The sequence below is a fragment of the Delftia tsuruhatensis genome (genome assembly GCF_903815225.1).
In the GTDB taxonomy this organism is placed as follows: domain Bacteria; phylum Pseudomonadota; class Gammaproteobacteria; order Burkholderiales; family Burkholderiaceae_C; genus Comamonas; species Comamonas tsuruhatensis_A.
The window spans coordinates 3,402,011-3,414,821 of sequence record NZ_LR813084.1 but is presented as its reverse complement, the minus strand read 5'-3'; the positions used below and the strand labels follow the sequence as shown (position 1 = coordinate 3,414,821).

Annotated in this window: 9 protein-coding genes and 1 tRNA gene; 5 read left to right on the top strand and 5 right to left on the bottom strand. The window is 67.3% G+C overall.

Going from position 1 to position 12,811, the window contains the following annotated elements; genetic code table 11:
- Positions 1–3 precede the first annotated feature (3 nt).
- Positions 4–1,344: a sensor domain-containing diguanylate cyclase gene (locus tag L1Z78_RS15385; RefSeq protein ID WP_234642184.1), complete on the bottom strand. Its 1,341-nt coding sequence runs from the start codon at positions 1,342–1,344 to the stop codon at positions 4–6.
- Positions 1,345–2,158: 814 nt separating this feature from the next.
- Here L1Z78_RS15385 and L1Z78_RS15380 point away from each other — a divergent pair.
- Both L1Z78_RS15380 and L1Z78_RS15375 read left to right on the top strand, forming a co-directional pair.
- Entirely contained in the window at positions 2,159–2,638 is a 480-nt protein-coding gene (locus L1Z78_RS15380) for an Lrp/AsnC family transcriptional regulator (protein WP_234637274.1), read from the top strand.
- A gap of 149 nt (positions 2,639–2,787) precedes the next feature.
- Entirely contained in the window at positions 2,788–5,235 is a 2,448-nt protein-coding gene (locus L1Z78_RS15375) for a penicillin acylase family protein (protein ID WP_234637273.1), read from the top strand.
- A 107-nt stretch (positions 5,236–5,342) separates the two neighbouring features.
- On the opposite strand, the gene selD is transcribed toward L1Z78_RS15375, so the two are convergent.
- Positions 5,343–6,401 (bottom strand): selenide, water dikinase SelD, encoded by a 1,059-nt coding sequence (selD, locus tag L1Z78_RS15370; RefSeq protein ID WP_234637272.1) that lies wholly within the window; start codon positions 6,399–6,401, stop codon positions 5,343–5,345.
- Between the two features lie 416 nt (positions 6,402–6,817).
- On the opposite strand from selD, the gene L1Z78_RS15365 reads away from it, so the two are divergent.
- The 3 genes from L1Z78_RS15365 to L1Z78_RS15355 are packed head-to-tail and all read left to right on the top strand — an operon-like array spanning position 6,818 to position 9,085.
- Complete coding sequence (locus tag L1Z78_RS15365) at positions 6,818–7,327, top strand: YfiR family protein (RefSeq protein ID WP_234637271.1); 510 nt, start codon at positions 6,818–6,820, stop codon at positions 7,325–7,327.
- Entirely contained in the window at positions 7,324–8,577 is a 1,254-nt protein-coding gene (locus tag L1Z78_RS15360) for a sensor domain-containing diguanylate cyclase (protein WP_234637270.1), read from the top strand. Before L1Z78_RS15365 ends, L1Z78_RS15360 begins: the two co-directional genes overlap by 4 nt.
- 1 nt (position 8,578) lies before the next feature.
- Positions 8,579–9,085: an OmpA family protein gene (locus L1Z78_RS15355; RefSeq protein WP_234637269.1), complete on the top strand. Its 507-nt coding sequence runs from the start codon at positions 8,579–8,581 to the stop codon at positions 9,083–9,085.
- A 23-nt stretch (positions 9,086–9,108) separates the two neighbouring features.
- On the opposite strand, the gene L1Z78_RS15350 is transcribed toward L1Z78_RS15355, so the two are convergent.
- The 3 genes from L1Z78_RS15350 to selA form a co-directional block, all read right to left on the bottom strand.
- Positions 9,109–9,204: transfer RNA gene (locus L1Z78_RS15350), tRNA-Sec, on the bottom strand.
- Between the two features lie 203 nt (positions 9,205–9,407).
- The gene (selB, locus tag L1Z78_RS15345) at positions 9,408–11,351 is read right to left on the bottom strand and encodes a selenocysteine-specific translation elongation factor (RefSeq protein WP_234637268.1); all 1,944 of its coding nucleotides are present in this window, start codon (positions 11,349–11,351) and stop codon (positions 9,408–9,410) included.
- A gap of 10 nt (positions 11,352–11,361) precedes the next feature.
- Positions 11,362–12,795 (bottom strand): L-seryl-tRNA(Sec) selenium transferase, encoded by a 1,434-nt coding sequence (gene selA, locus L1Z78_RS15340; protein ID WP_234637267.1) that lies wholly within the window; start codon positions 12,793–12,795, stop codon positions 11,362–11,364.
- Between the last annotated feature and the right edge of the window lie 16 nt (positions 12,796–12,811).

Genomic DNA, 12,811 nt, shown 5'->3' with positions numbered 1-12,811 from the left:
GGCTCAGGCGGCCTTCGGATGCTCGGCTGCAAGCAGCAAGGGCTCCTGCGGCCTGTCGCCGGCCACGCAATAGCGGTCGCGACCGGTGGCCTTGGCCTGGTACAACGCCGTATCCGCCTGGCGCAACAGGGTGCTCAGGCACGGTGCGGACGGAATCATGTGCGTGAAGCCGATGCCGATGCTCAGTGTGGGCCGGATGGGGCATTCCTGCCCCATGTCGATGCGAATGGCGCGGGCGGCCTCGCACAACCGTTGTGCCACGGCGCAGGCCGTGGCACGGTCGGCACCAGGCAGCAGCACGGCAAACTCTTCTCCCCCCAGGCGGCCTATCAGTTCATGGGGGCGCAGTGCCTGCGCCAGCCTGCAGGAAATTTCCTGCAGGACACGGTCTCCCGCAGCATGGCCGTAGTGGTCGTTGATGCACTTGAAGTGGTCCAGGTCCAGCATCAGCATGGCCCCGGGCTGGTGCTCTCGGTGCAGACGCTCCAGGGTGCGTTGTGCCCGGTCCATGAAGCTGGCGCGTGCCAGCAATCCGGTCAGCGCATCATGGTTGACGGCATGGCGCAGCTTGTTGAGCATGTCCTTGAATGCCTTGAGGGTGCAGGCCACTGCCAGTGGACCGATGGACAGCATCGCCAGTCCCAGGCGAAAGGAAAACGTGGTCTCCAGGCTGATGCCAGGCGTGCCGAGAAGCGTATCGGAGAACGCCGCCAGCTTGATGGCGCAACTGGCGAGATTGAGCAGCGCCACCACGAACAGCCGGTAGCGCATGGCGCACAGCAGCATGGCCGGCATGGTCAGGGACAGGGCTCCCGGCCCGCCCAGGTAGATGGCAATGGCTTCCGAGGCGGCAAGCGCCACCAAGGGAAGCAGGGCCTGAAGCGTGTGCCTTAAAGGCTGGCCGCGCCAGGACATCAGCTCCGGGCCGGCCGGAAAGCTCAGCAGCACGGGCAGCAGGAGGGTCATGTGCATGAGTTCGCTGCTGAACCACAGGGCCATCACGGGCTGCCACGGCCAGTTCTGCAAGTGGTGCATGCCCAGTGCGCCGAGCACGGCTCCGACGATGCTGGCTGTCAGGCTGCACATCACCAGGTGCAGTACGGAGGAGGGTGAGCGCATCTGCTGCACCCGCAACGGCAGGCGTCGCATCATCAGCCAGCCACAGGCAACGGCCGACAGATCCACGAAGGTCAGCCACAGGGCCTGGCCGAAGGTGCTGCCTGACAGCCATTCGGCCAGCGTCAGTGCCATGGCCGCCGTGATCCAGCAATGGCGCTGGCTGTATGCGGGGTTGCGCAGCATCCAGCCCAGCAGCAATGCGTTGGTCAACCACAACGATGACATCTGGCCCGGGGATCTCAGGGCCAAGGCCATGGCAGAGGCCAGGAAGGCCATTCCCCCCAACACGAAACTGTCCCGCCAGGGCGTTGGCGAAAGCGGGGCGTTCCAAGAATTTCCAGATACGGCGCGACGTGTCATATGTCTCCCCTGTGGAGACCGAATGGAGGCGCAGAGCATCGCCGGTGTTCGTCGGACAGGCCTGGCATGTCCTTGGCATGGGGAACGGGCGGCTCGGCGGGCAGTGGGGACTTGGATACTCCTCGTTGGCTGGGTCTGGCGTGCGGTTCTCGCGGCGTAACCTGAGTTCACAAAATTTACGCCTGCCGGGCCAATCTAGCCGAAGTGCATGTATTTGCAAGTACGGATGCATCTTGCATGCGGCCCTGGCCAGAGGCCGCATGCGCAGCCGCCGTGTTTGTCGCCTGTCCGCTGCCCGACATTGCGCAACGCCCCTTGAGACACCTGTCAGAGGGCCAATGGGGTGCATGCTAAGTATTCGTTGCGGCCGTACACGGCCCCGGCATGGAGCCGACCTGAGGCGCTGTCGTCGGAATTTTTAACAATCGGTATCGGTTGTTTCTGTGCTTGACTACTCCGTGCAGGTGAGGCCGTCCTTGCCGTCGCGCTGTCTGGCGGCGGTGGTTCGGCGCTGTGGGTCAGCATTTGGTGCTTTTTGGCGCAGAGGTGCACGACGGAACGGGAATTTGACGATATCAAGGGCTTAAAATCGTCGAAAAGAAGCATTGCTTTGACGAAATGTCGAGAATGCATTTAATCGGCGCCGGCAGGTGCCTGATGCTGAAATCCAAGGAGCAGCATGGATTACCGTCTCGATGAAACAGATCGCCAGCTGCTGCGTCTTTTGCAGACCAATGCCCGCGCTTCCACGGCCCACCTTGCCCGGCAGATGAATCTGGCGCGCACCACGGTGGTGGCGCGTATTGCCCGGCTGGAGCAGGAGGGCGTGATCGCCGGCTATGGCGTACGCCTGGGGGCGCGTGTGGAGCAATCGGCCGTGCGCGCCTATTGCGGCATCAGGGTGCAACCCAAGACGGCCACCTCGGTCATGCAGGCACTCAATCGCTTCACCGAGGTCGAGGAGGTCTCTGCCGTGAGCGGCCAGTATGACTACATGGTGTTCGTGCGCTGCGAGAGCAACGAGAAGCTCGACGCATTGCTGGACCGCATCGGCCTGATCGACGGCATCCAGCAGACCTACACCTCGGTGGTGCTCAGCCGCAAGATCGACCGTCGCACCACGGCGGCCCTGAGCCAGCTGGCGCAGGGGGCGGCCTGAAAGGCCGGTATGTCCGCTGGATGTCTGGTGGTTGACATTTCCTAGTGAAATTGCCGGGTAGGCAATGCCTTGACCCACTCCTATGCTGACGCGGGCCCTGCTGCATGGCAGGGCTTTCGCATGGCATGACAACACAAAGGAGACAAAGCATGCACCCAGCGGTTCGCAATGGATGGAGGCCCTTGTCCTTGATCGCCCTCGCCGCAATGGCGGCCTGCGGCGGGTCGGGGGATGGCTCTGCCTACAAGTACAGTGCGGAGATCCGGCGCACGGAAATGGGCATCCCGCACATCAAGGCCAGGGATTGGCCGGGCCTGGGCTATGGCGCGGGCTACGCACAGGCACAGGACAACCTGTGCACCATGGCGGACTCCTTCCTGACCTACCGTGGGGAGCGATCGCGGTATTTCGGAGGCGACGCCCAGGCCGTCTACGACAGCACCATCGACCGGCCGCGCAACATCGATTCGGATTTCTTTTTCCGCCATGTGGTGTCCGACGATGCCATCTCCGCCATGGTTCAGGCCCAGCCCGACAAGCTCAGGCAGTTGGTCGAAGGCTTCGTGGCCGGCTACAACCGCGTGGTGCGCGAGACCCCGGCGGGCTCCAAGGCCAACGCGGCCTGTGCGGGCCAGCCCTGGGTGCAGGCCATCACGGCACAGGATGTATGGCGGCGCATGTACACGGCCAACCTCGCGGGAGGCTACAGCAATTTCGTGGCCCAGATCGCCAATGCCGTGCCACCGGCTGCGGCCACGGTGGCCAGGGCCTCTTCCAGGTCTGGCCAGGGCAGGTCGGTGCAGATGGCCGCGCTCAAGCCGCGGAACATGGTTGCGCCTTCCTTCCAGGTCGGCGGCACGACAGGCATCGGCAGCAACATGTACGGCTTTGGCCAGCAGGCCACGGGTGGCGGCTCCAGCGTGCTGTTCGGCAACCCGCACTGGTACTGGAAGGGCCCGGACCGCTTCTACCAGTCGCAGCTGACGATTCCGGGCGAAATCGATGTCAGCGGGGCGAGCTTCCTGGGCATTCCGATGGTGCTGATCGGCTTCAACAACGATGTGGCCTGGAGCCATACCGTGTCCACGGCGCGGCGTTTCGGCCTGTTCATGTACCAGCTGGCACCAGGCAATCCGACCAGCTATGTGCGCGATGGCAAGACCGAGGCGATGCAGGCCAGCAAGATCACCATCAGCGTGCGCAACGCCTCGGGCGGACAGGACCAGGTCACGCGTACCTTGTACAAGACCGTCCACGGACCGGTGGTCAATCTGGGCGCCATGAATCCGGCGCTGGGCTGGACCACGCAAAGCGTGTTCGCCATCCGCGACATCAACGCCTTCAACTACCGCACCTTCCGCAACTGGCTGCGCTGGAACCAGGCCAGGTCGCTGGACGAGTTCATCCGTATCCAGAAGGAGGAGTCGGCCATTCCATGGGTCAACACCGTGGCGGCGGGGCGTGGCAACGGGCAGGTCTGGTATGCGGACATCGGCGCCGTGCCCAATGTGCCGCCTGCGCAATTGCAGGCCTGTGCCACGCCGGCTTCGGCCGCCATCAACGCGGCGTTGCCGCAGGTACCGGTGCTGGCAGGGGGCAGCAGCCAGTGCGACTGGAGTTCGGACGCAGACTCGGTCCAGCCCGGCGCCATCGGCCCTGCGCGCATGCCCAGTCTGCTGCGCGGCGACTACGTGGGCAACATGAACGACAGCTACTGGCTGTCCAACGCCTCGGCACCGCTGACCGGCTACCCGGCCATCTTCGGTTCCACCTCGTCGGCACAGAGCCTGCGCACGCGCATGGGACATACCATGGCGCTGCAGCGTCTGGCGGGCACCGACGGCTATCCAGGCAAGCTGGCCACCAGCGACATCGTGCGCCAGATGGTGCTGGACAGCCGCATCTACAGCGCACGCTTCAAGGAGGAAGTGCTGGCCCAGGTCTGTGGCGGGCCGGTACTCTCGACAGGTGGCGAGACCGTGGATGTGTCCGCCGCCTGCACGGCCCTGCAGGCCTGGGATGGCAAGGGCACGGCCGCCTCCAGGGGCTCCCATGTCTGGGATGAGTTCTGGAAGCGCGTGGCCAGCCAGATCAAGCCTGCCGACCTGTATGCCGTGCCCTTTGATGCGGCCGATCCCGTGAACACGCCTCGAGGCATCAAGCCCGCGGCGCAGGCAGCACTGCAAAAGGCCTTTGCCGAAGGCGTGAAGGCCGTGCAGGCCAGCGGCTTCGCCATGGATGCGGCACGCGGCACCGTGCTGTTCTCACAACGCGGCGGCGAGAAGACCTCCCTGTACGGGGGCTGCGGCGAAGTGGGCTACTTCACCATCACCTGTTCGGAGAACCCGATAGGGCAGGGCGGCTACACCATGGATGGTCAACCCCACGGCAACAGCTACATGCAGGTGGTGAGCTTCCCCTCGGGCGGCGTGGAGGCCCATACCTTCCTGACCTTCTCGCTGTCGGACGATCCGGCTTCCGCCCACTACGCGGACTACACCAAGGCCTATGGTGCGCGCCAGTGGCTCAAGCTGCCGTTCACCGACAGCGCCATCCAGGCCAGCCCGGCCTACAAGACGCAGACCGTCAGCGAGTGAAGCAACCTGTGACCCGGTGACGGGCCGTCGGTTCGCTGGCGGTTCACCGGGAGTGCCAAAAGCAACGGGGGCCTTGGCCCCCCGTTGCTTTTGGAATGCGCCTGTCGTCAGTCCACGATGACGCGCGGCTCGCCCGCCTCCATGCGGCCGACGATAGCGGCACTGCCAAAGCCCTGTTCGGCAAACAGTGCAAGCACCTGATCGGCAACATCCGGCGCGCAGGACACGAGCAGGCCGCCCGAGGTCTGCGGATCGGTCAGCAGCGCGCGCTGTGCATCGGTGATGCCGGCACCCAGCACAACCTGTGCGCCATACGAGGCCCAATTGCGGCCCGAGGCACCCGTGATGACGCCCTGCTCGGCAAAGCCCTGCACCTTGGGCAGCACGGGCAGGCTGCGACTGTCGATGCGTGCCGTGAGGCCCGCGCCGCGTGCCAGCTCCAGGCCGTGGCCCAGCAGGCCGAATCCGGTGACATCGGTCAACGCATGCACGCCCTCGATCCTTGCCAGGGCGGTTCCGGGGCGGTTGAGCAGTGTGGTTGCTTCCACCATCGCGCGGTAGCCGGCCTCGTCCAGCAGGTTCTTCTTGAGCGCGGCCGACAGGATGCCCACGCCCAGCGGCTTGCCCAGGATCAGCACGTCGCCGGCCCTGGCGTCGGCATTGCGCTTCATCTGTCGGGGGTTGACGATGCCGATGCCCACCAGGCCGTAGATGGGTTCGACCGAATCGATGGAGTGGCCCCCGGCCAGCGGAATGCCGGCATCGCGGCAGACCGACTCGCCGCCCTCCAGGATCTTGGCAATGGTGTCGTGCGGCAGCACATTGATGGGCATGCCCACGATGGCCAGCGCCATCAGCGGCTGGCCACCCATGGCGTAGATGTCCGACAGCGCATTGGTTGCGGCGATGCGGCCGAAGTCGTACGGGTCGTCCACGATGGGCATGAAGAAGTCGGTGGTCGCCACGATGGCCTGCTCATCGTTGATTCGGTACACGGCGGCATCGTCGGCGGTCTCCGTGCCCACCAGCAGGTCGGGGAAGAACTGCCTGGGCAGCGCGCTCTTTCCGATCAGCTCCGCCAGCAGGCCCGGAGCGATCTTGCAGCCGCAGCCGCCCCCATGGGAAAGAGAGGTGAGTCGGGTGGCGTGGGAGGTTTCAGTGGTCATGGGCAATGGGGTGGCTGGGCGATCAGAGGCGCGGGCGATCGCGGTCATGTGAAACGGGTCTGCCGCCAGGGGCGACGGCGCGCCCTATTATGGTCGGGCGATACGGGTCCGCATGGTACAAGCGGACATGTCCAAGTCTTTCACCTTCGGCGGTGCACCTGTGCGATGCTGAAACCCTGCTGGAGGACGGGTGGCGCGGCTTCGATGTCCGGCCTGCCTGGCGCAGGGTGCTGTGCGGCGGGCCAGCGTGGCCGATATGTGAAAAAATGCTTCGATGCGCCGTCACGGCGCCATGCATGGATTTTCCGTTCAAGGAGCCTTGGTTGGCATATCGCGCAGTTTGCAATGAAGGCATGGGGGGCCGCATCGGATATGGGTCCGTCAGGAGCTGGCCTGCCCGGTCAGCTGGGGCATGGTTGGCCGCCACCCTGATGATGCTGCAGGTGGGGCTGGCGCAGGCCCAGCCGTCTGCCGATGAGCATGAGCAGGCGGTGACACGCACCGTTCTAGGCATCCTTGGGTATACGCGCTGGCCCATGGAGACCCCGGTGCTGCGGCTGTGCGTGCTGGGAACGACCGAGTATGCCGACGACCTGCTCGGCGTTGCCAGCCAGGCCGTGGGCAACCAGCGCCTGGAAGTGCGGCGCGTGGCGCCCGCCGATGCGCGGGCCCTGGCGGACTGCGAGGGCATCTATGCAGGTCAGCTCGATGAGTCCGCGTGGCGCAGGCTGATGGAGCAACTGGCAGGGCGCCCGCTGCTGACCATCAGCGAGCGCGGCGAACTGTGCCGCATCGGTGCCATGTTCTGTCTGCGCCGCCGTGGCGAAGGGACGGGCTTCGAGGTCAGTCTCGATTCCGTGGCCCGCAGCGGATTGCGCGTCAATCCCAAGGTACTGCAGCTCGCACGCCACCGTCCCGCGCCATGAAGCCAACCCAGCCCGGCAATGCCTCCCTGCAGGACGTGATCCACCGTGCCCACAGGCGCATGGCGGCGGTGGCGATCGCCCTTGCCGGCGTGCTGCTGCTCATCGTGGGCGTGGTCACGCTGCGCCTCTATCTGGAAAACAATCTGCACCTGCTGGCCCGTTCGCTGGCCTACACGGCGGAGGCCTCCCTGGTCTTCGGCGATCGCGACGAGGCCGCTCGTGTGATGGAGCAACTGCTGCGCGGTGAGGGCGTGGCCCATGCCCGGATCCAGGATGCCCATGGCAGGCCCTTTGCGCAGTGGTCGGCCCACGCACCCGTGGTCACCGGCCTGGGCGAGGTGCTGGCGGCCGGTATAGGCCTGCCCCAGGGCGAGGCCGAGGTGCGCCAGGACGGCCGGCTCGTCGGGCGTGTGGTGCTGGCCAGCGATGGCGTGGGCCTTGTGCGCTTTCTGGGCGCTGGCCTGGTGGTACTGGCGCTTTGCGTGGGCATCAGCGGCTATGTGGGGTTGAGACAGTCGCGTCGCATGCTGGGAGATATTGCGGAGCCTTTGCAGCAGCTGGCCCGCGTCGCGCGTGCCGTACGCTATGAACGCTCCATGGAGCAGCGCGTGCCGCCTGCCCGCATTGCCGAACTGCGCGAGCTGGGCGATGACTTCAATGCCCTGCTGGCCGAGCTGCAGGTACGCCATGAACGGCTGGAGCAGCAAAACTCCGTGCTGGAGCGGCAGGCCTCGCGTGACAGCCTCACGGGCCTGGCCAACCGCCTGCATTTCGAGCAGCGCCTGCAGCAGGCGTTGGACAGTGCCGGCGAGGCTGGGCAGCAACTGGCCGTGCTGTTCCTGGACAATGACCGTTTCAAGCAAGTCAACGACAGGTATGGTCATGCGGTGGGCGATGTCCTGCTCAGGGCCGTGGGCGATCGCCTGCGGCGACAGGTGCGCGAGACCGATCTGGTGGCGCGCCTGGGCGGTGATGAATTCGCCATCCTTCTGTCTCCGGTGGGTGGCGCGGGCGATGCCTTGCATGTCATGGACAAGATCCAGACAGCGATGTGCGAGCCCCTTCCCGTGGCCGATGGCGTCGTTCTGCAGCCTTCGGTCAGTGCGGGTCTGGCCGTGTTCCCTCGCCATGGTCAGAGCATGCAGGCCTTGATGCACCATGCGGACCAGGCCATGTACGAGGCCAAGGCCGCCCGGGCACGCAGAGGCGGGCAAGGCCAACAGCAGTCCGAACAAGTCACAGGAGGATGAAATGCGACAACGAAGCAATGGCTCGGAACTCCGGGGCTGGTGTATGGCGGCCATGCTGGCCCTGGCGCTGGCGGGCTGCCAGACGCCACCGGCTCCCGAGGCCGTGCCCCAGGGGCTGACGCCACAGCAGCAGCAGGTGCTGCGGGATCAGGGATTTGCGCCGGCGGACCAGGGCTGGGAGCTGCAGATGTCGGGCAAGCTGCTGTTCGGGTTCGACTCGGCCGATGTGGGCCCCGAGGCGCGCGCCAAGGTACTTGCGCTGGCCAAGGCGCTGACGGACGTGGGCATCGAGCGGCTGCGCGTGGAAGGCCATACCGATGACCGCGGCAGCGATACGTACAACCTTCGGCTGTCGCTGCGACGAGCCCAGGCCGTGGCCGACGTGCTGGTCGATGCGGGCATGGCCCGCCAGAACATCGAGGTCAAGGGCCTGGGACGTGCAGTGCCCGTGGTGCCCAGCGATGCGGCGGAGAACCGCCGTGTGGCCATCGTCGTGCCTCTGTCCTGAAGGCCTGTCACGCGCGCAGGCAATGGCGGAAAGCAGCAGGAGTCGAACCTACCCAGGAGCGGCTGACGCCCCTGACCGGGTTTGAAGCCCGGGCGCACCACCGGGTGCGTATGCTTTCCTGGAAGCTCCCCCTGAGCCGCTGCGCGGCTTCCCCCTCTCTACCCGCTGCGCTGGGGAGGGGGACGACGCCATCGGCTAGGCGCCCCGCCGCGAGGCGGCTCTTGCTCGGCGTCCCTGGGTTGGGCCGCGCCAGTTTCATGCGCCCTGCCCGAAGCGCGCTATTGTAATAGCAGCAGCGAATCGAGAGCGCTTCCCAAGCAGTTCAAGCTTCTTGCGATGGGTCTGCGCGGTGAGAGGATGTCCACTGCACATCGGGTCGCAGCAGGTGGGCGTCGCGCAAGCGGCGGGTGTAGCCGATGCGGTCGAAGCATTCGAGGATCTGGATGGCGCGCTTGCGGCCCAGGCCGGTGGCATCGCGGAAGGCGTGGGCCTGGACTTCGCCGTCTGGTGCCTGTGAGGCCAGTTCGCGTACCAGGTCCGCGAGTTCGTCCATGCGGCTGGCCGCGTAGAACAGGTCCTTGACCACCTGGAACAACTGGCCCTGGCGAGCCAGCTTGCGCAGGAGTTGGCGCACGGCCTCTTCCGTGGAGCCATGATCGCGCGCGAGGTCACGCACCCAGGGCGGGTCGTAGCGGCCGGCCTCGATGGCGGGCAGCAGCTTCTGTGCAAGCGTGGTTTCCCCGGCCGACAGTTGCACGCTGTGGCCCGGAAGGTGCAGCCATGCGCCGCTGGCCGCCAGGCCGCCGTCCTGGAGCAGGGCGTCGAGCAGCCCTTTCCACAGCGCGTCATGCGTGGCGTGCACCAGGCCCGACAGCGCAATGCGGCGCAGCCGCGCCGCGTTGACGCCAGGTTCGTCCGGATGCCTGTCGTGAAAGCGGGCGAGGCTGTCCAGCACCTGGGCGCGCAGCTGTTGCCAGCGCCCTTCGTCCAGCAGTAGCCGGTCGCCATGTGCCAGGGGCAGTTCGCGCGCAAGCAGCGGGCCGGGCGATGCGGCATGGCCGCTCAGCCGGGCGAGCTGCGACACGGCAATGCCATGGGCTGCGTTGGCGATCAGGGCCGTGGCATCGCCCGTGGCCACCAGTGACTCCAGTGCCTGCAGCCAGACTTGGCGTTCAGGGCTGCGCCGTTTGCGTGCGGGGGCGAAGGGGTCGACGACGCTGCCGCCCGCGATGGTGCGGCTGGCCTGCGCATTGCGCAGGATCAGCCGGTCGCCGGGAAGGGTGTGCACGGGGGCATCGAGCACCAGCTGGACGATGGCCTGCTCGCCCGGCTCCAGGGGCTGGTCCTGGAGCAAGGCCACATGGGCCGTGCAGCGGGCCGTGCCGATGTGCACGTGCACGGGCGTCCACTGGGCCAGCGGCGGCGCATCGGCCAGCAGGTGCAGCCGTACGTCGATGCGGTCGCTGGCCTGCAGCAGGCGGGCATCGGCGATCCAGTCTCCACGCGTGATCTCGTCCTTGGCGATGCCGGAAAGGTTGAGTGCACAGCGCTGCCCGGCCTGCCCCTGCTCGCTGGCCTGGTTCTGGGCATGCAGGCTGCGCACCCGCACCTCGGTGCCCGAGGCGGAGTGCACCAGCGCATCGCCCACGCGCACGCGGCCACCGAAGACCGTGCCGGTCACCACGGTGCCCTGGCCGGGCAGCGTGAAGCTGCGGTCCACGGCCAGGCGGAACAGCCCATCGCTGGCGCGTGCGGGCCGGGACTGGGCGCGCGCGACCAGGTGTTCGCGCAGCCGGGCCACGCCCGCATCGCCAGGCCGGGCCGCGGCCGTGGGAAAGACAGGGGCTCCCGCCAGCGGCGTGGGCGCCAGCAGTTCGGCGATGTCGGCGGTGACCTGCTGCAGGCGCTCGGGGGGCGCGCGGTCGGCCTTGGTCAGCGCCACGGTGGCCTCGCGCACGCCCAGCAGGCGCAGGATATCCAGGTGCTCGCGCGTCTGGGGCATCACGCCGTCGTCGGCGGCCACCACCAGCAGGGCGTGGTCTATGCCCACGGCGCCCGCGGCCATGGTGTGCACGAATTTCTCATGGCCGGGCACGTCGATGATGCCCAGCACCTCGCCGTCGGGCAGCGGCGTGTAGGCGTAGCCCAGCTCGATGGAGATGCCGCGCGCCTTCTCTTCCTTGAGCCGGTCGGTGTCCACGCCCGTGAGGGCGCGCACCAGCGTGGTCTTGCCGTGGTCGATGTGGCCGGCGGTACCGATGATCATGGAAGTGTCCTCAGGCGATGCGCAATGCGGACAACTGGTCGACGAAGGCGGCTTCGTCGTGTGCTTCCAGGCAGCGCAGGTCCAGCCACAGCGCATCGTCGTGCAGGCGGCCGATCACGGGGCGCGGCAGGGCACGCAGGCCGGCCTCGAGCCGCGTGAGCTGGCGCCCGGCCTGGCGGCCGTCGGCGGGGTGCATGCGCAGGCCCCAGCTGGGCAGGCTCTCCACGGGCAGGGCGCCGCTGCCGATCTGGCTGTTCATGGCGGCGGTCTCGACCACGTAGCGGGGGGCCAGCGCCTGCTGCACCAGCGGCAGCAGGGCCTGGGCACGGTCCTGCATGTCGGCCTGAGGGCGCGTGAACAGGCGCAGCGTGGTCAGGCGCTCGGCCAGCTTTTCCGGGTGCAGGTACAGGCGCAGCGTGGGCTCCAGTGCGGCCAGCGTGAGCTTGCTCACGCGCAGCGCACGCTTGAGCGGGTGCTTCTTGATGCGCGCGATCAGGTCCTTGCGGCCCACGATGATGCCGGCCTGCGGGCCACCCAGCAGCTTGTCGCCGCTGAAGGTGACGAGGTCGGCGCCCGACTCGATGGTCTCGCGCACGGTGACCTCGTAGGGCAGGCCCCATTCGCGCAGGTCCACCAGGGTGCCGCTGCCCAGGTCCACGGCCATGGGCAGGCCATGGGCATGGGCGATGGAGGCCACCTCGGCGTCGCTCACGGCCTTGGTGAAGCCGGTGACCGCGTAGTTGCTGCAGTGGACCTTCATCAGCAGGGCCGTGCGCTCGCCCACGGCAGCTTCGTAGTCGCGCGCATGGGTGCGGTTGGTGGTGCCGACCTCGACCAGGGTGGCGCCCGCGCGCGCCATCACGTCGGGAATGCGGAAGGCGCCGCCGATCTCCACCAGCTCGCCGCGCGAGACGATGACCTCGCGTTCGGCGGCCAGCGTGGCCAGGGTCAGCAGCACGGCGGCGGCGTTGTTGTTGACCACGGTGCAGGCCTCGGCGCCCGTGAGTTCGCAGACCAGGCCGGCGACCAGGTCGTCGCGGTCGCCGCGGCCTCCGTCGTCCAGGTCGTATTCCAGGTTGGCGGGCGCCGTCATCGCGGCGACCACGGCATCCACGGCCTCCTGGGGCAGCAGGGCGCGGCCCAGGTTGGTGTGCAGCACGGTGCCCGTGAGGTTGAACACCGTGCGCAGCCTGGGCGCGAATCGGCGCGCCAGCCGGATCCGGGCCGCCTGGGCGACCTCGGCGATGTCCGGCGCCCGAGAACCTTCGCCGCCTTGCGGTGCGGACATCCGTTCGGCACGCATCTGCGCCAGCGTCTCGCGCACGGCCTGGGTGCAGGCATCGAGGCCATAGCGCTCGCGCAGCGCGTGCATGTCGGTGCCGAGCAGTACCTTGTCCACGGCGGGCAGGCGCAGTGTGTGGGAGGCAGCGGAGGTTTCGGTCATGGTGTCGGAGAAAACG